Source organism: Streptomyces sp. NBC_01233 (assembly GCF_035989305.1).
Classification (GTDB): Bacteria; Actinomycetota; Actinomycetes; order Streptomycetales; family Streptomycetaceae; genus Streptomyces.
The window spans coordinates 1,692,532-1,711,798 of the sequence record NZ_CP108514.1; the positions used below are offsets into that span (position 1 = coordinate 1,692,532).

Below are 19,267 nucleotides of genomic sequence, written 5' to 3' on the forward strand. Positions count from 1 at the left end.
CCGATTATGTCGCCCGCTGGGAGCCGGTCAACACGCAACACCGTCCCAGGCAACATCTGCGGCAAGAGGATCCGCAGCCAAGAGCCGGGGACGGACGGGTCACGTAAGGCCAGGCCGTGTCCGCCAAACAGGGTCCACCTCGACCCTCCCCAGCCGCCCCGCTGGGGAGCGGCTGGGGAGTTTCACCGCCGCTCGGGGAGTTTCTGGGGAGTTTGAGCCGCGTAAGCAGGAAAGCCCGTGATGGATCCGAAAGAAGCATCCCTGCAGGTCAGCACCACGCTGCGGCAGATATTCGCAGGTCAAGGAGCTGACCACGGGGCCTACATGACGTAGGTACCGAGGTCGTCGGCTTCGACGATCCCCGGGAGCGAGCCGCCCTCACGCAGGGGCGTGACGTAACGGGTCGCGATCACTTCGGACAGCATCCGCCCAGGTTACGGGGATCAGTGCGCGGGGGCCCACTGCTTGAGGAGGTCTTCGGCCGTGGTGATGGACGCCACGAGTGCGAGGGAGTTGCGGATCACCTCGGCGGTGCAGGAGGCGGGCACTCCGGCGATGGCGTCGGCGGGGACCACGACCTGGTAGCCGAGGTTGACGGCGTCGAAGACGGTGTTGGGGATGGCGATGTTGGAGGAGACCCCGGCGACGACGAGGGTGCGGACGCCGAGGTTGCGCAGCAGGGGGTCGAGATCGGTGCCGGCCATCGGGGAGAGCCCGTGCAGCCGGCGGACCACCAGGTCCTGCCCGGCGACGACGATGGGGGCGGCGACCTCCACGGCCCGGCTTCCGGTCAGCTGGCGCACGGGCAGCTTTCCCGCGGCCCGGAACAGCCGGGCGTTGGTGTTCGCACCGAGCCCGTCGGGCCGCCGCTCCGCGACGGCGTGCAGCACCTGTACGCCGGCCCCGCGCGCGGCGTCGACGAGCGCGGCCACCCGCCCCAGCATCCCGGAGTCCCGGGCCTCCTTGGCGAGCTCGGGCAGCGCGCTCTCCTCGCCCACGACACCGTTCTGGCACTCGACGGTGAGCAGCGCGGTGGTGGCGGGATCGAGATCCGGCATGGCTCCCCCTGGCGTGGCGACGGAAGAGCCCTCATGATTCCTGACACACAGTCAGATGTGAAGGGGTGCAGGGCGGATGGACGAGTCACGAACCGGAACCTCACAGCGGCGGGGCCGGCGCATCATGATGAGCGACGCAGAAGTGGACTCCTTCCTGCGCGAGCAGAAGACCTGCCGGGTCGCGACGGTCTCCCCCGACGGGCGCCCGCACGTGGGCGCCCTGTGGTTCGCCTGGGACGGCGGCTCGCTGTGGCTGTACTCGATCACGCGCAGCCGCCGCTGGTCCGACCTGCGCAAGGATCCGCGGATCTCGGTGGTCGTGGACTCGGGCGAGTCGTACGACGAACTGCGCGGGGTGGAGCTGTCCGGCAGCGCCGTCTTCGTGGGCGAGGCCCCGCGCACCGGCGAGCCGTGCCCCGAACTGGCGGAGGCCGAGCGGATCTTCCCGGTCAAGAACTTCGGCATCGAGGAGATGCCGCACGACGGGCGGCACGCCTGGATCCGCCTGACCCCCGATCTGATCGTCTCCTGGGACTTCCGCAAGCTGTAGAGCCGGGGAGGGGGCGGGCGGACTACTGGAGTCCGGCGGCCGCCTCCCGCAGGGCGTCGACCGCGGCCCGGATCGAGGGCCGCCGGTCGGCGTCCGCGCGCCAGACGGCGTACACGTGGCGGCGTACGGCATCGCAGACCGGCAGCAGCCGCACCCCCGGCGGCACCGGGCCGCGGCCCAGCCTCGGCGCCACGCACACGCCGAGTCCGGCCTCCACGAAGGCCAGCTGCGTGTGGTGCTCCTCGGCGATGTGCGCGATGCGCGGCTCGACGCCCGTACCGCGCAGGGTGAAGACCAGCCACTCGTGGCAGAACTGCCCCTCGTTCCAGGAGATCCAGTCGTCGTCCGCGAAGTCGGCGAGCGAGATCCTGCTCCGGTCGGCCAGCGGGTGACCGGCCGGGACCGCGATGTCGACGGAGTCGTCCAGCAGGTGGGTCCGGGTGAGTTCGGCGGGCACCGGCATCCGCTTGTTGTGCCAGTCGATGGCCAGCGCCAGGTCGAGGTCCCCTCGCACCACGGCGGCCATGCTGTCCTCGGGCTCCTGCTCGCGCACCCGGGCCCGCACGTCCGGGTGCCCGGCGCGCAGCGCGGACAGGGCCTGCGGCAGCAGCCCGCGCATGGCGGTCGGGAAGGCGCCGATCCGCAGCTCGCCGACGGCGCACCCGCGCTGGGCCTCGACGTCGGCCTGGGCGAGCTCCACCTGGGAGATGATCCGGGCCGCGTGATCGGCGAGCAGCCGTCCGGCGTCGGTGAGCCGGACCCCGCGCCCGTTCCTGGCCAACAGAGGCTGGCCGATCTCGCGCTCCAGTTTGGCCATCTGCTGGGACACGGCGGAGGTGGTGACGTGGAGACCGTCGGCCGCGCCGCTGACCGAGCCGTGGCGGGCGAGGGCATCGAGGGTGCGCAGCCGCTCCAGGTTCAACATGTAAGCAATGCTACGCCGTGAACTGGAGAAACTTTCGCTTGTCCTACGAAGTTGACGCGAGCACAGTAAAGGCCATGAGCGCACCGACAGCCCCGCGGCCCACCCTCTCCACCACCGCCACCCCTGCGACCGCCGCCATCCCCTCGAACGCCACGGCCACCGGCACCACCGCCGCCGGCTGGCGCACCAGGCTCCTCGACTGGCGCGTCCGGTTCGCGATCCTCTCGGTCGTCTGGGGCTTCAGCTTTCTCCTGATCAAGGTCGGCACGGAAGCGTACGCACCTTTCCAAGTGGCCCTGGGCCGGGTCCTGTTCGGCGCGCTCACCCTCCTCGTGGTGCTGCTGGTCCGCCGCGAGAAGCTCCCCCGGGGCCTGCGCACCTGGGGCCGCCTCAGCGTGGCCGCGCTGCTGCTCAACACCGTCCCGTTCTCCCTCTTCGCGTACGCGGAGCTGACCATCCCCTCCGCCCTGGCCGGCATCTGCAACGCGACCTCCCCGCTGTGGGGCATGGCGCTGTCGGTGGTCGCCCTGTCCGAGGACCGCCCCACGCGCCGCCGCTTCGCGGGACTGGGCCTGGGCTTCCTCGGCGTCCTCATCGTCCTCGGCGCCTGGCAGGGCTTCGCCGGCGTCGACGCCCGGGGCACCGCGCTCGCCCTGCTGGCCGCGCTCTGCTACCCCATCGGCTGGATCTACGTCCGCCGCACGCTGGCCGGCTCCCCGGTGGCCCTGACCGGCGGGCAGCTCATGGTCTCCACGCTCCAGCTCTCGCTGGTCAGCGCCCTCTTCACCGCGGCGCCGACCTCGTTCCCGCTCTGGCCGACCCTCTCGGTGATCGCCCTGGGCGCGCTCGGCACGGGCATGGCCCTGCAGATGCAGTACGGCCTGGTGACGGAGGTCGGCCCGACCACCGCCCAGATGGTCACCTACTTCATCCCGGTGATCGCCACGGCGGCGGGCGTCCTTGTCCTCGGTGAGCAGCTGCACTGGAACACCCCGGTCGGCGCCGCGATCGTCCTGGCCGGAGCCGCCCTCAGCCAGACCCGACCCGGGGCGCGGAAGCCCGTCTGACCAGTGCTAACCTCCGGGCGATCATCACACCGCCCGGAGGCACCACTTGAGCTTGGCCGTCGTCCTGCTGACCGCCGGACCCACCGCGATCGTCGCGGGCAGCTGGGTCGCGCTGAACATCCGCGGCGCCGCCGCCGCGCTGGAGCGCCGGGCGGCCGCCACCACCGAACTCGCGATGCACGCACGGGGAGACCTCGGCCCGGCCCCGCGGGTCGCCTCCGCCCAGTTCTACCGCTACGTGGGCTCGGTGATCGCCCTGTGCGGAGTCGTCTTCACCCTGGGCGGCCTGCTCGAACTCGCCTGACCCCGGCCCGCCCGGACCGCCGCCTCCAGTCCTGTCGGCAGGACCGATCCGGGCCGGGCGGCACCGGGCCGCGGGGCGGGGTGCCGCCCTGTGCGGTCAGTCGTTGCGCCCGCCCGCCACCCCCGTGCGGACCGCCGCGGCCACGGCGTCCGCCAGGCCCGGCACCTCCGAGACCCCCAGCTGCGACACGGTCAGCCGTACTCCCGGTCCCGCCTCGACCCGGAAGATCGCCCCGGCGGCCACCGCCCATCCCGCGGCGAGCAGCCTCGTGACCACCACCGTCTCGTCGGCCACCGGCACCCACACGTTCAGCCCGCTCCGCCCGTGCGCCCGCACCCCCCGCTCCCGCAGGGCCTCGACCAGGGCGTCCCGCCGCTCCCCGTACGCGCGGGCCACGGCGGCGCGGTCCACGGCGTCCGAGGTCCACAGCTCCACCACCGTGTGCTGGAGCAGCCGGCTCACCCAGCCCGGGCCCAGCCGCTGGCGCCCCCGCACCCGGTCCAGGGTCACCGCGTCGCCGGTGAGCACGGCGAGCCGCAGGTCGGGCCCGTAGGCCTTCGCCGTGGACCGGATCAGCGCCCAGTGCCTGGTCACCCCGCCCAGCGGGTGCAACGGCAGGTCGACGATCCCGTGGCCGTGGTCGTCCTCGATCAGCAGCACCCCGGGGTGGCGTCCCAGCAGCTCCCGCAGCTCCCCCGCCCTCGCCGCGCTCACCGCGGCGCCGGTCGGGTTCTGCGCCCGCGAGGTCACCACCAGCGCCCGGGCCCCGGCGGCGAGCGCCCGGGCCACCGCGTCGGCCCGTGGCCCGTCGTCGTCCACCGCCACGGGCAGCAGCCGTAGCCCCAGCGCCGGGACCAGGTCGAGCGAGCCTCCCCAGCCCGGGTCCTCGACCGCCACCGCGTCGCCCGGCCTCAGGTGGGCGACGAGCACCCGTTCCATCGCGTCCAGCGCTCCCGAGGTCACCGCGACCGGGCCGGGCGGCACGGCGTCCGCATCGAAGTCCGCCCGGGCGAGCCGGGCCAGGTCCGGGGCGACCGGGTCCGCTCCGTAGAGGGTCGGGGCCTGCGCGTACCTCCGGGCCGCGGCCGCCAGCGCCCCGTCCAGGGCGGGGAGCAGCGACACGTCCGGATTGCCTTCCGCGATGTCGCGCACGCCCGCCGGCACCGCCATCCGCAATGCGTCCCGCGGCGTGCTGGAGGGCCGGGGCCGCACCCTGCTTCCCCGCCGCCCGTCGGTTTCGATGACCCCGCGCTCGCGCAGTGTCCTGTAGGCGGCCGCCACGGTATTGGGGTTGACGCCCAGTTCGCCCGCCAGCTCCCGCATCGGCGGCAGCAGCGATCCGGGCGGCAGCGCGCCCGATGCCACGCCCGCCTCGACGCTGGCCGCGATATCCGCTGTGCCGCGCCCTGTGATCCGATACTCTACTAGCACAAACCCGAGTATGCACTAGTGCAATGGAGTCGGCATCATGACCGCCACGCCCGCCACGGAGACGACGACCGAGAGCACCGGGACGACCGGCGCGTACGAGCCCACCGACCGCACGGTCCCCACCCGGTCCCGCGACCGGGCGCGCTACGACCGCGAGACGGTGCACTCGATACTCGACGAGGCCTACATCTGCCACCTCGGCTTCGTCCGCGACGGCGCGCCCGTGGTCCTGCCCACGCTGTTCGCCCGGGTCGGCGAATCGATCTACATGCACGGCTCGACCGGCTCCCGGCCGCTGCTCGCGGCCGGCAAGGCCGATCCGGGCCTGGCCGTCTGCGTGACCGTGACCCACGTCGACGGTCTCGTACTGGCCCGCTCGGCCTTCCACCACTCGCTCAACTACCGCTCGGTGGTCGTGCACGGCACCGCCTACCAGGTCACCGACGAGGCGGAGTGCCGGATGGCCCTGGACGCCCTCGTCGACTCCGCCGTGCCGGGCCGCTCCGCCGACATCCGGCCCGCCAACGCCAAGGAACTCGCCGCCACGGCGGTGATCCGCGTGGATCTGACCGAGGTGTCGGCGAAGCTGCGCACCGGCCCGAGCAGCGATGACGCCGAGGACCTGGGCCTGCCCTACTGGGCGGGCGTGGTCCCGGTCGCCCCCGCGTTCGCAACCCCGGTGCCCGCCGCGGACCTGGCCCCCGGCATCGCCGTTCCGGACTACGTCACCGCGCTCTGAGGACTGCGCCGGACGGCGGCGGGCGCGGCCTCCGCCGGGCGGCGCGATTCCGCCGCGATCAGGGCGCCCACCGCCGTCAGCAGCAGTACGGTGCCCAGCACCACGGCGGCGGTCAGCCGCTCCCCGAGGAGCAGGACGGCGATCACCGCGGCGCTCACCGGCTCGATCAGCATGATCACCGACACGGTCGCGGCCCGTACGGCGGCGGCCCCCGTGAAGTAGAGCGCGTATGCCAGCGCCGTCGGCACGGTGGCCACGTACACGAGCAGCCAGAGCACCCGTCCGAGGTCGGCGGTGTGCGGCAGCAGACCCTCCACCGCGGCGAGCGGCAGCAGGCACACCGTACCCACCGCGACCGACCACGCGGTGGTCACCAGCGGGTCCCCGCCGGCGCCACGCTGCCCGAGCCAGCGGGCCCGCAAGGTCATCGCCGCGTAGCCGGCGGCGGACAGCAGGGCCCAGCCGACGCCGAGCGGCCGCACCTCGCCGCCGCCACTGCCCAGCACCAGGACGGCGAGCCCCGCCAGCGCGCCGACGACGGCGGCCACGCCGCCGCGGCCGAGCCGCTCGCCCATCCAGTACCGGGCCCCGAGCGCGATGAGCACGGGCCCGGCGCCGAGGGTGACCACGGTGCCCACCGCGAGGCCGGTCTCGCGCACGGCGGCGAAGTACGCGGCCTGGAAGAGGGTGAACAGCAGCCCGGTCCCGATCAGCGAGCCCGCCGAGGGCCGCGTCCGTCCCCGCCCGGGACGGGACCCCCGTACGGCGAGCACCCCCAGCAGCACCACGAGCCCGCCCGCGCACCGCCAGAACGACAGGGCGAGCGGGCCGAGGTCACTGGCCAGGAAGAGGAGTGAGGCGGCCGCCCCGGCGGTGCCCCAGGCGGCTCCGGCGACGACGAGGTACAGCAGACTGCGCCCGGCGGCGGGCGAATGGTTCGACACGAAACTCTCCGCGCATGCGTGAAGGATGAAGGAAGCAGGTCATCGCTTCGCGGGCAGCGCGAACCCGCCCGGGAACTCCCCGGGCCGGGTCGTGGTCGTGGAGGCGCCGCCCGCGCTAGGCGGCGGGAGGCGGAAGCACGGTCGAATGCATGATCGCCACCCTAGGCCGTCGTGGTCTCGCGGTCCAGCAGGGCCGGACCGCCCACGGCGGGCGGGGCCGGCGGGGCCGGCCGGGAGGACTGGGCGATGAAGGCTCCGCCCAGCACCAGTGCGCCACCGACGATCTGCCAGGTCGAGAGGTACTCGCCGAGCAGGATCCAGGCAAGCACGGTGGCGACGACCGCCTCCAGGAAGGCCACCACGCCCGCGACCTGCGGCGAGAGCCTGCGCACCGAGACCACACCGGTCAGATACGCGAAGACGGTCGCGACCAGCACCACCCAGGCGAGCAGCACCGGCGCGGGCATCATCGTGCCGCCCACGGAGGCCTGGCCGCCCAGCACCTGCCAGTCGATCTCCCAAGGCCGGGCGATCACCGTCATCACCAGGGCGCCGACGAGCATGCCGTACGCGATCACCCCGAGCGGGTCGGGGGCGTCGTCCCCGTCGGCGCCCTGGTCGGCGAAGACGAAGTAGAAGGCCTGGCAGCAGGCCGCGGCGAGGCCGAAGAGCACGCCGAGCGGGTCCAGGCTCAGCCCGGCCCAGATCTCGACCACGCAGGCCAGGCCCACGACGGCCACGGCCGCACCGGCGGCCGCGCCCCGCGTCACGGGCTTGCGCTGCACGAAGCGGATGTAGCCGAGCAGCAGCGCCGGGCCCAGGTACTCCAGCAGCAGGGCCACGCCGACCGGGATCCGGGACAGGGAGGCGAAGTAGAAGGCCTGCACACCCGCTACGGCGATCAGCCCGAATCCGGCCAGCAGCAGGGGCTTGCGCAGGACGAGGTCACGGTGGCGCCAGGCCAGCGGGGACAGCACGAGCGCTGCCCCGGCCACCCTGAGCCAGACCATGTGGAGGGGGTCCAGACCCGCCTCGATCAGCGGCTTCGCCGCCACTCCGGAACCACCGAACGCGAACGCCGAGACGAGGGCGAGGCCCAGTCCGGCGTTTTTCCCTGACGCTTGCATTCCGTCATCATGACAGGGGCGGTCAGCACCGTCACGGCCGTGACACCTGTTGAGACGGAGTCGATATCACCCCCCGCCGCCCCCTACGGCTTCTGACGGGTCGTCAGTATTGAATGTTCCGCCCGCCGGGGCTACCTTCCGCCGCACGTACCCGACGAGAAGGGGTGGTCGCATGGCTGAAGTCACCGCGGAATCACGCATCGAGGCGCCTGCCGCGAAGCTCTGGTCCCAGCTCACGGACTGGGACGCGTACGGCCAGTGGAGCATGACCCACACGAACTTCCCGAAGGGCGGACCGGAGACCCTCGCGGTCGGGTCCACCTTCGCCGAGAACATGAAGATGATGGGCTTCCCGGCCGAGGTCGTCTGGACCGTCTCGGAGCTGGAGGACGAGCGCCTCTTCGCCATCACCGGCAAGGGCCCGATGGGCGTGGCCGTCCTCACCCGGTACACCCTGACCCCGGCCGGCGGGGCCACCACGGTCCGCATCGACGGAGAGTTCACCGGGGCCGCCGTCTCGCTGATGGCGGGCAAGCTCAAGGACTCGGCCACCGCCGCACTGAACGAGTCGCTGCGCAAGCTGGCCGCCCTGGTGGCCTGACCGCCCGCCCCCACCCCCGTACACGACGGCGCGCCCCGCGAGAGGACTCGCGGGGCGCGCTGCGCGGGAGCCGGGGCCTTCCGGCCCTCAGTGCTCGTCGGCCAGGATCAGGTAGAGCTTCTTGCGGGCGTCGTTGACGACCCCGAGCGCCTTCTCGCGCTGCTCGGGCGAGCCGGTCTTGAAGACCTGCCCGAAGGCCTCCATCAGACCGATTCCGGCCGTCCGGACCTCGTGCATCGCCTCGAAGTCGAAGCCGCGCCCGGCGTCGGCCCACGGCGCGTCCGGGCCGGACTCGGCCTCGGTGCGGCCGGCGTCGGTGAGCGTGAACAGCTTCTTGCCGCCCTCGCTCTCATTCGTGATGAGCCCCTCGTCCTCGAGCAGCTGCAGGGTCGGGTAGACCGAGCCCGGGCTGGGCTTCCAGGCCCCGCCGCTGCGCTCGCCGATCTCCTGGATCATCTCGTAGCCGTGCATCGGCCGGTCGGCGAGCAGCGCCAGGATCGAGGCGCGCACGTCACCGCGCCGGGCCCGGCCGCCGCCCCGCCCACCGCGCCCGCCCCGCCCTCCGAAGGGCCCGCCGCCGAAGGGCGGCCCGAACGGTCCGAAGGCGGCGCGCAGCCCCCTGAACTCCTCCCGACGGTCCGGCCCGCAGTGGCCGTGACCCCGTCCGTGCTCATGTCCGTGGTCGTGCTGTCCACGTGAACGCATGACTGCGCTCCTTTCGTCACGTTGTCATTTCTTCGGCATTGGTTGTCCGATGCCTCAACTGTCGCTGATCCATCGCGATGCGTCAACGATATATCGGAAACTGTCGTCAATGAGCGAGGGCCGTGCACACCTTGGGGTGGATTCCTGACAGAACTCCTGGTCGAGGATCGTGCGGAGGTGCTGTTCCGGCGGCGCTCCCCGCAGCACGGGGCGCGGCCGGAGCACCGACGAAAGGGGACTTCCGGGGCGTGGACTTCTCGCGACGGTGGTGGCGAGCCACGACGGCCGCTACCTGAACCTGCACCAGTGCGTCTATCTGCTCAGAGGCCCAGCGCGACCACGTCACCACGGTCGCGTACCTCGGCGGCAACGACTTCTCGGCGGCCTCGAACGTCTCCAACACCCCGGACCCGACCCCGAACTGCGGCCTCTACCGCCTCGTCCCCCTGCTGTCCGAGGTCGAGGTCCTGGACCTGTCCGCCGCGCGCTGCGTGAACCTCCGGCAGTGCGTGTACTCCTACGGCGAGCGCGGCTTCGACGACCACTTCACCACGGTGGCGCCGACCACCCGCGACGGCCGGTTCGCGACCGGCACGAAGCTCTCCGACACCGCCGACACCGCCCCGACCTGCGGCCGCGGTGACGGGAACGTCAACCCCATCCCCCTGCTGTCGGGCACGAAGGCCCTCTCCCGGACCTGAGCCGGCCGGCCCTGGGGCACCGGCCAGTCCAGTCACCCCGGATTGGCCTTTGTCGGTCATCGAGGAACCGCCCTACCGTCGCCCCATGCGCATCCGAATCGTCGACGCCTTCACCGACCGGCCCTTCCAAGGGAACCCCGCCGGAGTCCTGCTCCTCGACTCCGCCTTCCCCCCGGACGCCTGGCTCCAGCAGGTCGCTTCCGAGGTGAACCTCTCCGAGACCGCCTTCGCCCACCCCCTGCCGCCCGGCGGGGACGCCGACTGGGCGCTGCGCTGGTTCACCCCGGCCGCCGAGGTCGACATGTGCGGCCACGCCACGCTCGCCACGGCGCACGTCCTGGCGTCCGCAGGCCTCGCCACGGGCCGGATCCGCTTCACCGCGCGCTGCGGGATCCTCACGGCCGAAGCCGCCGAGGACGGCACGATCACCATGGACTTCCCGACGTCCTCGCTGACCCCGGTCCCGGCGCCGCCCGCCGTGGACCACGCGCTCGGCGGGGCGCCGATCCTCTCCGTGCACGACACCGCCGCGCACATCGGTGACCTCGTGATCGAGCTGGCCGACGAGAAGACCGTCCGCGAGCTGACGCCGGACCACGGCGCCCTGCGCGCCTTCGCCAAGCGCGGGGTCATCGTCACCGCGGCCGCCGAGGATCCCTCCTGCGGGTACGACTTCGTCTCCCGGGGCTTCTTCCCGGCCTTCGGGATCGACGAGGACCCGGTCACCGGCAGCGCCCACACCGCACTCGCCCCCTTCTGGGCCGAGCGCCTGGGCCGCACCGAGCTGACCGGTCTCCAGGGTGGCGCGCGCCGCGGTCTCGTACGGGTGACCCTGGCGGGCGACCGCACGCTGCTGACCGGCCGGGCCGTCACCGTCGTCGACGGGGAGCTCCTCACCGCCCCGTGACCGCACGGGAGGGGTGGTCGCGGCGTACGGGCCGGGGCGCGGACACCCGACGGGGGGGCGGTCAGCCCGCGGACCCGCCCCGCCCCCGGCGGGCCGCCTTCGACCGCGCCTTGGCGTCGGCCGCGCTGCGCCGCTTCCGCTCGTTCTCCCTCCAGGCGTCCGAGTCGATGCGCTTGCGGTAGACCTGCTCCGGCTCCGCCTTGCCCAAGCGGACCGTCCACAGCCACAGGACGGCCGAGATCACGAAGAAGGCCACGGCCAGCCCCAGGTAGGAGCCGATCTCCTCTGACTCCGGGACGCCCTCGTCGTGCATGAAACCCGGGACGCCGGAGACGAGGGCGTTCACCCACCACGCGAGCGCCCCGTTGAACAGGACCAGGGCAATCCAGTACGCGACCCGCATGCTCCTCGCCGGGCCGGTCAGCTCGCCGAGCAGCAGCAGGCGCCGCAACGAGACGGGCCCCGTCCGATGCCGGCCGCCCGTGCCCGCCTTGGCGCGGCGCACCGACGCGTAGAGGTCGTCCAGCCAGCGTCCCGGGTCCGGCTCGGGGGCCGGGCCGTCCGTCGGAGCCAGCTCCTTGGCCTGGATCCAGCCGGTGATGAACTGGATCTCCAGCTGGGCCTTCTCCAGTCGCCTGCGGTAGTGGTGGTCTGAGCTGCGTGCCTCGCGGCGGTCCCGGATGAGGAGGCTGGCCCCGCCCACCAGTCCGCTGACCACGGGCACGAAGAACGGCGCGAACGGCACCAGGGAGTCCACAACAGCCACCGGGCGCGCCTCCTCACTCCCCTCCAGCCTCGCACCGGTTCGGCGTCCGCCCCCGCCCGGCAGGGCCGATCGGGTGCGCCGCCGCATCACGGCGTGGGCAACCAGCCCACCTTGCCCGCGAGCAGCGCGTAGCCGCCGAAGGCCACGATGTCGAGCAGCGCGTGCGCGACGACGAGCGGTCCCACCCGGCCCCAGCGGCGGTAGGCGAGGACGAAGACGACGCCCATCACCATGTTGCCGATGAAGCCGCCGATGCCCTGGTAGAGGTGGTAGGAGCCGCGCAGCACCGCGCTGGCCAGCAGCGCGGCCATCGGCGACCAGCCGAGCTGGTCGAGCCGGCGCAGCAGGTAGGCCAGCATGATGACCTCCTCCACCACGGCGTTCTGCAGCGCGGAGAGGATCAGTACGGGGAACTTCCACCACACGTCGGGCAGCGCCTCCGGCACCACCGTGAGGTTGAATCCGGCGGCCCGCGCCCCCAGGTAGAAGGCGAGCCCCGCGCTCCCGATCCCTGCGGCGACGAGCGCGCCCCGGGCCAGGTCCCCCAGGGGCCGGGTGCGGTCGAAGCCCAGCACCCGCAGCCCGGGGGCGCCCTCGCGGGTCAGCAGGTGCGCCACCAGCAGGACGGGGACCAGCGCGCTCGCGATGCCGAACAGCTGCCACGCCAGGTCCAGCCAGGGCCGGCCCGGGGCCTGCGAGGCGTTGAGCGTGGCGGCCTGGTCCTTCAGGCCCCCCGGCTTGGTGAGCGAGCCGATGAAGCTGATGAGCGCCGAGACACCGCTCGCGCCCAGCGACAGCGCGAGGACGAGCAGCGTCTCGTTGCGCAGGAGACCCCGCCGCCCGTCCTCGTCCAGCTTCACGAACACCGGCTCCGGATCCGCCCGCACGCCCGACTCCCGTCCTGCCATCCCGTTGCGACCACCCCATACTGCCTCCTCGGGCGACGGGGAGGATCACTGCGGGGGGACAACGGGATCAACGGGACCACCGGACGGCTCCGGTCGCGCGCCGGCTCCGGTCACGCTCCGGCTCAGCGCGCCGCCGGCACCGAGGCGCTCACCTCCTCCCCCAGTCCCACGGGCCAGGTGTGCACGGGGTCGCCCTTGTGCATCAGCTCGCTGTACCTCCGGGTGGTCGCGGCCAGGGCCTCGTCCCGCTCCAGCCCGGCCGCCAGGGCCCGGTGGTAGGTGTCCACCTGCCAGGTCGCCCCGTTGACCCTCCGCCGGCAGCGCTCCTCGATGATGCCGAGGTAGTGGTCCCGGTCCGCGGGCTCGATGCCCCAGGCGTCGAGCCCCGCCGCCGCCATCGGCAGCAGCTCGTCCAGGACCAGCCGTACGGCGGGCACGCTCGCCAGTCCCCCGGCCCGGCCCCGGCGCGGCCACCGCAGCCGCGCGTCGATCCCGTACCGGCAGGCCGCGTCGAAGTTCGCCTCCGCCTCGGCGAAGGGCAGCCGGGTCCACACCGGGCGCGGCTCGTCGGCGAGGGTGCGGACGAGCCCGTAGTAGAAGGCGGCGTTGGCGACGACGTCGGCGACCGTGGGCCCCGCCGGCAGCACCCGGTTCTCGACCCGCAAGTGCGGCACCCCGTCGGCGACCCCGTATACGGGCCGGTTCCAGCGGTAGACGGTCCCGTTGTGCAGGACCAGCTCCTGCAGCGCCGGCACGCCGCCCTCGGCGAGCACCCGCAGCGGCTCCTCCTCGTCGCATATCGGCAGCAGGGCGGGGAAGTAGCGGACGTTCTCGGCGAAGAGCTCGTACGCCGAGTCCACCCACCGCTCCCCGAACCACGTGCGCGGCCGCACTCCCTGGGCCTGGAGCTCGGGCGGCCGGGTGTCGGTGGCCTGCGTGAACAGCGGCGGCCGCGACTCCCGCCACAGCTCGCGCCCGAACAGGAAGGGCGAGTTGGCGCCGACGGCTATCTGCGCGGCGGCCACCGCCTGCGCCGCGTTCCACACGGCCGGGAACCGGGCCGGCGTCACCTGCAGGTGCAGTTGTACGGAGGTGCAGGCGGCCTCCGGCACGATCGACCCGGAGGTCCAGATCAGCCGCTCGACCCCGTCGATGTCGAGCGTGAAGTCCTCCCCGCGCATCATCAGGATCTGCTCGTTCAGCAGCGAGTAGCGGTCCACCGCCGACAGGTTCGCGGTGACCAGGTCGGAGCGGGAGATCGTCGGCAGAATGCCGATCATCACCACACCGGCGTCGATCTCCGTAGCCTGCCTGTGGGCATAGCCCAGCCCCGCGCTGAGTTCCTCGGTGAGCTGGTCGAATACCCGGCCGCCGAGCCGGTGGGGCAGGACGTTCACCTCCAGATTGAACATTCCCAGTTCGGTTTGGAAATCAGGACTCGCTATCCGCTCCAGCACCTGGGCATTCACCATTCTCGGCAACCCGTCGGCACCCGCGAGATTCAGCTCGATCTCCAGTCCCATCATGTTCTTCGGGCGATCGAACCTCTTCTCCGCCAGGAGTCGCTCCAGCCCCTCCAGACACTCGTGAAGCTTCCTTCGATACCGCTGCCGATCGGACAGGTCGAATCCGCCCGCCACGACCTTCTCCCCCATCGAAGCGTCCCTCCTCGAGTGGGCCCGGCCCGGGACCCCCAGGCGCGCATTACGGTCGATGATGCCCCGCCTCCGTGATCCATAACGCGGTGGGGGCGTGCGTGGCGAGGAGCGCGCGCCGGTTTGGCCGAAGGGCGCTTCGGCACATTCACCTGGCAAGTCGCTTCGCGCAAATTCCTCTTCGACTTTGCGCGCGCCGCAAAACCGGTGCTTTCCAGCCGAGCCCCCGTCCGGTAACCTCCGAGGTCAGCGCGGCACGTTCGCGCACATCCGGCATGAATGCCACGTCAGCGGGACCGGTAAGCGTCTTGTCGGCAATAGGCGGGACAGCTAGCCGAAACACTGCGTGAACACATGTCGTATAAACTCCGCAAACGAGGCAGAGAGTTGGCGCGCGGCCATTGCCCCTCGGCCCCCCTCTGGCCCCAGAATGCGACAGCGCCGTCCGCACCTGCCCCCATTCCACAGGTCTCCCAAGTGAGAGGCGACCCACCATGCCGCTGCATGTCCCTCCGGCTCCCGCGCCCGCCCTGCGCAGCGTCCTCGCGGCACTCGGTTCTCCCACCGCCGTCCACGAGGCGCACACCCCGGCCCTGCGCGCGATCCAGGGGCCGCTGACCGCCGAACTCCCCCTTCCGGTGCACGTCCTCGACCGGCTGGGCATGTCCACGCTCGCGGCCGGCGGCAGGCCGCCCCGCACGCGGCTCACGGGCTGGCGGTTCCTGATCCGCAGCGGGGACCGCCACGTCGCGGCAGCCGACACCCGCCTGACCGCCGACGGCTGGACCTTCTCCCACTTCTTCGAGGGGCCCTACGTCGCCGCCACCGAACGCGCCCTGCGCCAGGCGGAGTCCCTCGCCACGAACTACCAGCCGCGACTGCTGTCCGTGCCGGAGCTCTACATGCTGACCCTGTGGCTGCACGGGGCGGTGGGCGCCGACGCCTCCGCCGGGCTGCCCGCCGGCGAGGACCTGCTGGTGCCGCTGGCCCCGGCCCCGCCCGGCATCGCCGCGTACCGTCCGCACCCGGTATCCGAGCTGCTGCCCGTGCTCACCCACCGGCTGACCCCCGCCACGGCACCCCTCCCTCCGTCGCTGGCCGCGCCCGCCGCCTGACCCGAGTAGCCCATTCGGCCTAGTCCGCTCGGGTCAGATGCGAACCATCCGAAATGATAGGGGAGTTGGCCTGAACCGCCCGCACGAGTGATGCGTCATCAATCTGTGAGGACAGCTGCGGGGAAATACCTGCGAAGCGGCTGTCGTGGGGGAAGACTGATGACACGCTCCCCGCGGGTGCGGGGATGACCCAGGGGGACGGCCATGAATCACGCATCGAGCCGTAGCACGCAGACCACACCGCAGCGAAAGAACGCATCCATGTGCCAGCACCAGCCAGCCTGCCCGTCAGCCGAATCCGCCGACCGGGAGGCTGCTCGCCCGGTGGCCAACCACCCGGAGCAGGGCTGGAGCCTGCTGTGCAATGGTGTCCTGCTCTTCGAGGACACCGGTGAACTGCTGCCGGACGGCCAGATCATCGCCCCGCACCGCCCGCTCGCGGCGGCCTAGGCGCTGAGGACGGCCCGGCCGACGGAAGCCACGGCGAAGGGGCCGGGTCCGGGAGATTCTCCCGGACCCGGCCCCTTCGTTCATGTCACTTCACCGCTCGGTGTCAGTGGTCGTACTCGTCCAGCGGGGGGCAGGAGCAGACCAGGTTGCGGTCGCCGAACGCGCCGTCGATGCGGCGCACCGGCGGCCAGTACTTCTCGGCGGCCGTGACGCCGCCCGGGAAGACGGCCTCATCGCGGGTGTACGGGTGGTTCCACTCGCCGCCCAGCGCCGCCGCGGTGTGCGGGGAGTTGGCCAGCGGGTTGTCGTCCGCCGGCCACTCGCCGCCCGCGACCCGCTCGATCTCGCCGCGGATGGCGATCATCGCGTCGCAGAAGCGGTCGATCTCGGCGAGGTCCTCGGACTCCGTCGGCTCGATCATCAGCGTGCCGGCGACCGGGAAGGACATCGTCGGGGCGTGGAAGCCGTAGTCGATCAGACGCTTGGCGATGTCGTCCACGCTCACGCCCGTGGACTTCGACAGCGGGCGCAGGTCGATGATGCACTCGTGCGCGACCAGGTTGCCCGGGCCGGTGTAGAGCACCGGGTAGTGCGGCTCCAGGCGCTTGGCGATGTAGTTGGCACCGAGCACCGCCACCTGGGTGGCGCGCTTGAGGCCCTCGCCGCCCATCAGGCGCACGTACGACCACGAGATCGGCAGGATGCCGGCCGAGCCCCACGGGGCGGCCGAGATCGGGCCGACGCCCGTCTCCGGGCCGGCGGTCGGCTGGAGCGGGTGGTTCGGCAGGTACGGGGCGAGGTGTGCCCGGACGCCGACCGGGCCGACGCCCGGACCGCCGCCGCCGTGCGGGATGCAGAAGGTCTTGTGCAGGTTCAGGTGCGAGACGTCGCCCCCGAAGTGACCCGGCTTGGCGAGGCCCACCAGGGCGTTCAGGTTGGCGCCGTCCACGTAGACCTGACCGCCGGCCTCGTGCACCTGGGCGCAGATGTCGGCGACGTGCTCCTCGAACACACCGTGCGTGGAGGGGTACGTGATCATCAGCACGGCGAGCTCGTCGCGGTACTGCTCGATCTTGGCGCGCAGGTCGTCCGCGTCCACCTCGCCGTCGTCTGCGGTCTTGACGACGACGACCTTCATGCCGGCCATCACGGCGCTGGCGGCGTTGGTGCCGTGCGCGGAGGACGGGATGAGGCAGATGGTGCGCTGCTCGTCGCCGTTCGCGCGGTGGTAGGCGCGGACGGCCAGCAGGCCGGCGAGCTCGCCCTGGGAGCCGGCGTTCGGCTGGATGGACACCTTGTCGTAACCGGTGACCTCGCAGAGACGTTCCTCCAGCTCGGTGATGAGCGTGAGGTAGCCCTCGGCCTGCTCCACCGGAGCGAAGGGGTGCAGCTGGCCGAATTCGGGCCAGGTGACCGACTCCATCTCGGTGGTCGCGTTGAGCTTCATGGTGCAGGAGCCCAGCGGGATCATGCCGCGGTCCAGCGCGTAGTCCTTGTCCGAGAGCTTGCGCAGGTAGCGCAGCATCGCGGTCTCGGAGCGGTGCTGGTGGAAGACCGGGTGCGACAGGTAGTCGTCCGAGCGCAGCAGGCCCTCGGGCAGGGTGTCGGCCGTGGTCGCGTCGAGCGCCTCGATGTCCGCGGTGACGCCGAAGGCGGCCCAGACGGCCTCGACGTCGGCGCGCAGGGTGGTCTCGTCGCAGGAGACGGAGACGTGGTCGGCGTCGACCTGGTACAGGTTGATGCCACCCTCGCGGGCGGCGGCGACGACCTCGGCAGCGCGGCCCGGGACACGGGCGGTGACCGTGTCGAAGTACGAGCCGTGCACGATCTCGACCCCGCCGGCCGTCAGGCCCGCGGCGAGCAGGGCCGCGTAGCGGTGGGTCCGGCGGGCGATCGTCCGCAGACCGTCCGGGCCGTGGTAGACGGCGTACATGGCGGCCATGACGGCGAGCAGCACCTGAGCGGTACAGATGTTGCTGGTGGCCTTCTCGCGGCGGATGTGCTGCTCGCGGGTCTGCAGCGCCAGGCGGTACGCCCTGTTGCCGTCCGCGTCCACCGAGACGCCGACGAGGCGGCCGGGCAGCGAGCGGGCGTGCTTGTCCTGGACGGCCATGTAGCCGGCGTGCGGTCCGCCGAAGCCCATCGGGACGCCGAAGCGCTGGGTGGTGCCGACGGCGATGTCCGCGCCCAGCGCGCCCGGGGAGGTCAGCAGGGTCAGCGCGAGCAGGTCGGCGGCGACGGCGACGATGGCGCCGAGCTCGTGCGCCTGGTCGATGACCGGCTTGATCTCGCGGACGGCACCGGAGGCGCCCGGGTACTGGATCAGCACGCCGTAGACACCGCGCTCGGCGACCTCGGCCGGGATGCCCTCGGACAGGTCGGCGACGACGACCTCGATGCCGATCGGCTCGGCGCGGGTCTCGATCACGGCGATGGTCTGCGGCAGCGCGTCGGCGTCCACGAGGAAGACGTTGCCCTTGGCCTTGCCCACGCGGCGGGCCAGCGTCATGGCCTCGGCGGCCGCGGTGCCCTCGTCGAGCAGCGAGGCGCCCGAGGTCGGCAGCCCGGTGAGCTCGGCGACGACGGTCTGGAAGTTCAGGAGGGCTTCGAGGCGGCCCTGCGAGATCTCCGGCTGGTACGGCGTGTACGCCGTGTACCAGGCCGGGTTCTCCATGACGTTGCGGAGGATCACCGGGGGCGTGAAGGTCCCGTAGTAGCCGAGACCGATCATCGGGGAGAGGACCTGGTTGCGGTCGGCGAGCGAGCGCAGCTCGGCAAGCACCTCGGCCTCGGTCCGCGCCTCGGGCAGGTCGAGCGCCTCGGCGGTCTTGATCACATCCGGTACCGCGGCGGCGGTCAGTTCGTCCAGGGAGCCGTAGCCCACATGGGCGAGCATCTTCGCCTGCGCCTCGGCATCCGGGCCGATGTGGCGCTGTTCGAAGGGGATGCCTCGCTCCAGCTGGGAGAGCGGAATGCGGTTGGCGGTCATGTACGGAGGCCTCCTGGTCGTATGACCTGCGAGGGGCACCACGGCGCTGGCACCCGGACGGCCTCCCCCTCTGTCATCTGCACCTGAGAGTTTCACCGGAGTCACGGGGGTCGCCCAAGAGCTCCGGCTTTCACCGTCGGTGAGGAGTGGGACCGGCACTGCTCGCCCGGTACCCGCCCCTGCTTTCCAGAGTGGCCTCGTCCGTGCGGTACGTATGCCTGAGAGATTCCGGGGAGGATTTGCTCCTTCGGCGCCTCCGTCTTGCTCACTCGGAGGACTCTCCCGCACAGGGTCGACAGCCATCACCCAGCCTACCAGCGAGGAT

At 72.3% G+C, this 19,267-nt stretch carries 19 protein-coding genes, 1 pseudogene and 2 riboswitches; of the genes and pseudogenes, 9 read left to right on the forward strand and 11 right to left on the reverse strand.

Annotated features, from left to right (window positions below; genetic code table 11):
- Nucleotides 1–323: 323 nt before the first annotated feature.
- Nucleotides 324–425 (reverse strand): annotated as a pseudogene (locus tag OG332_RS47815) (HipA family kinase); the annotation flags it as partial.
- An 18-nt stretch (nucleotides 426–443) separates the two neighbouring features.
- Complete coding sequence (locus OG332_RS07695) at nucleotides 444–1,058, reverse strand: cysteine hydrolase (protein ID WP_327412739.1); 615 nt, start codon at nucleotides 1,056–1,058, stop codon at nucleotides 444–446.
- A gap of 76 nt (nucleotides 1,059–1,134) precedes the next feature.
- Between OG332_RS07695 and OG332_RS07700 the strand changes: the two genes are divergently transcribed.
- Nucleotides 1,135–1,608 carry a pyridoxamine 5'-phosphate oxidase family protein gene (locus OG332_RS07700; protein WP_327412740.1) on the forward strand — a complete coding sequence of 158 codons (474 nt, stop codon included), beginning with the start codon at nucleotides 1,135–1,137 and terminating at the stop codon, nucleotides 1,606–1,608.
- 22 nt (nucleotides 1,609–1,630) lie between these two features.
- Here the strand turns inward: OG332_RS07700 and OG332_RS07705 are convergent, their stop codons facing one another.
- Nucleotides 1,631–2,533, reverse strand: a complete 903-nt coding sequence (locus OG332_RS07705) for a LysR family transcriptional regulator (protein ID WP_327412741.1) — start codon at nucleotides 2,531–2,533, stop codon at nucleotides 1,631–1,633.
- Nucleotides 2,534–2,607: 74 nt separating this feature from the next.
- Between OG332_RS07705 and OG332_RS07710 the strand changes: the two genes are divergently transcribed.
- Together OG332_RS07710 and OG332_RS07715 are read left to right on the forward strand one after the other, a co-directional pair.
- Nucleotides 2,608–3,600, forward strand: coding sequence for a DMT family transporter (locus OG332_RS07710; protein ID WP_442816117.1), 993 nt, complete (start codon nucleotides 2,608–2,610; stop codon nucleotides 3,598–3,600).
- A 46-nt stretch (nucleotides 3,601–3,646) separates the two neighbouring features.
- Nucleotides 3,647–3,904 (forward strand): hypothetical protein, encoded by a 258-nt coding sequence (locus OG332_RS07715; RefSeq protein ID WP_327412743.1) that lies wholly within the window; start codon nucleotides 3,647–3,649, stop codon nucleotides 3,902–3,904.
- 96 nt (nucleotides 3,905–4,000) lie between these two features.
- Here OG332_RS07715 and OG332_RS07720 read toward each other — a convergent pair whose 3' ends face one another.
- A complete protein-coding gene (locus tag OG332_RS07720; RefSeq protein WP_327412744.1) occupies nucleotides 4,001–5,335 on the reverse strand; it encodes an aminotransferase class I/II-fold pyridoxal phosphate-dependent enzyme in 1,335 nt (444 codons plus the stop codon).
- Nucleotides 5,336–5,372: 37 nt separating this feature from the next.
- On the opposite strand from OG332_RS07720, the gene OG332_RS07725 reads away from it, so the two are divergent.
- A complete protein-coding gene (locus OG332_RS07725; protein ID WP_327412745.1) occupies nucleotides 5,373–6,074 on the forward strand; it encodes a pyridoxamine 5'-phosphate oxidase family protein in 702 nt (233 codons plus the stop codon).
- Here the strand turns inward: OG332_RS07725 and OG332_RS07730 are convergent.
- Complete coding sequence (locus OG332_RS07730) at nucleotides 6,056–7,018, reverse strand: DMT family transporter (protein WP_327412746.1); 963 nt, start codon at nucleotides 7,016–7,018, stop codon at nucleotides 6,056–6,058. The two genes, OG332_RS07725 and OG332_RS07730, sit on opposite strands and share 19 nt — an antisense overlap.
- A gap of 161 nt (nucleotides 7,019–7,179) precedes the next feature.
- The gene (locus OG332_RS07735) at nucleotides 7,180–8,145 is read right to left on the reverse strand and encodes an EamA family transporter (protein ID WP_327412747.1); all 966 of its coding nucleotides are present in this window, start codon (nucleotides 8,143–8,145) and stop codon (nucleotides 7,180–7,182) included.
- 172 nt (nucleotides 8,146–8,317) lie between these two features.
- Between OG332_RS07735 and OG332_RS07740 the strand changes: the two genes are divergently transcribed.
- Nucleotides 8,318–8,746 carry a type II toxin-antitoxin system Rv0910 family toxin gene (locus tag OG332_RS07740; RefSeq protein WP_327412748.1) on the forward strand — a complete coding sequence of 143 codons (429 nt, stop codon included), beginning with the start codon at nucleotides 8,318–8,320 and terminating at the stop codon, nucleotides 8,744–8,746.
- 87 nt (nucleotides 8,747–8,833) lie between these two features.
- Here the strand turns inward: OG332_RS07740 and OG332_RS07745 are convergent, their stop codons facing one another.
- Nucleotides 8,834–9,451, reverse strand: a complete 618-nt coding sequence (locus tag OG332_RS07745; protein ID WP_327412749.1) for a PadR family transcriptional regulator — start codon at nucleotides 9,449–9,451, stop codon at nucleotides 8,834–8,836.
- A gap of 491 nt (nucleotides 9,452–9,942) precedes the next feature.
- On the opposite strand from OG332_RS07745, the gene OG332_RS07750 reads away from it, so the two are divergent.
- Together OG332_RS07750 and OG332_RS07755 are read left to right on the forward strand one after the other, a co-directional pair.
- Complete coding sequence (locus OG332_RS07750) at nucleotides 9,943–10,152, forward strand: hypothetical protein (RefSeq protein WP_327412750.1); 210 nt, start codon at nucleotides 9,943–9,945, stop codon at nucleotides 10,150–10,152.
- Between the two features lie 85 nt (nucleotides 10,153–10,237).
- On the forward strand, nucleotides 10,238–11,059 hold the full coding sequence (locus OG332_RS07755; protein ID WP_327412751.1) for a PhzF family phenazine biosynthesis protein: 822 nt from the start codon (nucleotides 10,238–10,240) through the stop codon (nucleotides 11,057–11,059).
- A gap of 61 nt (nucleotides 11,060–11,120) precedes the next feature.
- Here OG332_RS07755 and OG332_RS07760 read toward each other — a convergent pair whose 3' ends face one another.
- The 3 genes from OG332_RS07760 to OG332_RS07770 form a co-directional block, all read right to left on the reverse strand.
- A complete protein-coding gene (locus OG332_RS07760; protein ID WP_327412752.1) occupies nucleotides 11,121–11,825 on the reverse strand; it encodes a hypothetical protein in 705 nt (234 codons plus the stop codon).
- Between the two features lie 86 nt (nucleotides 11,826–11,911).
- Nucleotides 11,912–12,733, reverse strand: coding sequence for a CPBP family intramembrane glutamic endopeptidase (locus OG332_RS07765; protein WP_327412753.1), 822 nt, complete (start codon nucleotides 12,731–12,733; stop codon nucleotides 11,912–11,914).
- Nucleotides 12,734–12,855: 122 nt separating this feature from the next.
- Nucleotides 12,856–14,388 (reverse strand): glutamate-cysteine ligase family protein, encoded by a 1,533-nt coding sequence (locus OG332_RS07770; RefSeq protein ID WP_327412754.1) that lies wholly within the window; start codon nucleotides 14,386–14,388, stop codon nucleotides 12,856–12,858.
- Between the two features lie 494 nt (nucleotides 14,389–14,882).
- On the opposite strand from OG332_RS07770, the gene OG332_RS07775 reads away from it, so the two are divergent.
- On the forward strand, nucleotides 14,883–15,503 hold the full coding sequence (locus tag OG332_RS07775; RefSeq protein WP_327412755.1) for a hypothetical protein: 621 nt from the start codon (nucleotides 14,883–14,885) through the stop codon (nucleotides 15,501–15,503).
- Between the two features lie 261 nt (nucleotides 15,504–15,764).
- The gene (locus tag OG332_RS07780; protein WP_030009772.1) at nucleotides 15,765–15,953 is read left to right on the forward strand and encodes a DUF5999 family protein; all 189 of its coding nucleotides are present in this window, start codon (nucleotides 15,765–15,767) and stop codon (nucleotides 15,951–15,953) included.
- A gap of 103 nt (nucleotides 15,954–16,056) precedes the next feature.
- On the opposite strand, the gene gcvP is transcribed toward OG332_RS07780, so the two are convergent.
- On the reverse strand, nucleotides 16,057–18,942 hold the full coding sequence (gene gcvP, locus OG332_RS07785; RefSeq protein ID WP_327412756.1) for an aminomethyl-transferring glycine dehydrogenase: 2,886 nt from the start codon (nucleotides 18,940–18,942) through the stop codon (nucleotides 16,057–16,059).
- Between the two features lie 63 nt (nucleotides 18,943–19,005).
- Nucleotides 19,006–19,137, reverse strand: a riboswitch (glycine riboswitch).
- Between the two features lies 1 nt (nucleotide 19,138).
- Nucleotides 19,139–19,237, reverse strand: a riboswitch (glycine riboswitch).
- Between the last annotated feature and the right edge of the window lie 30 nt (nucleotides 19,238–19,267).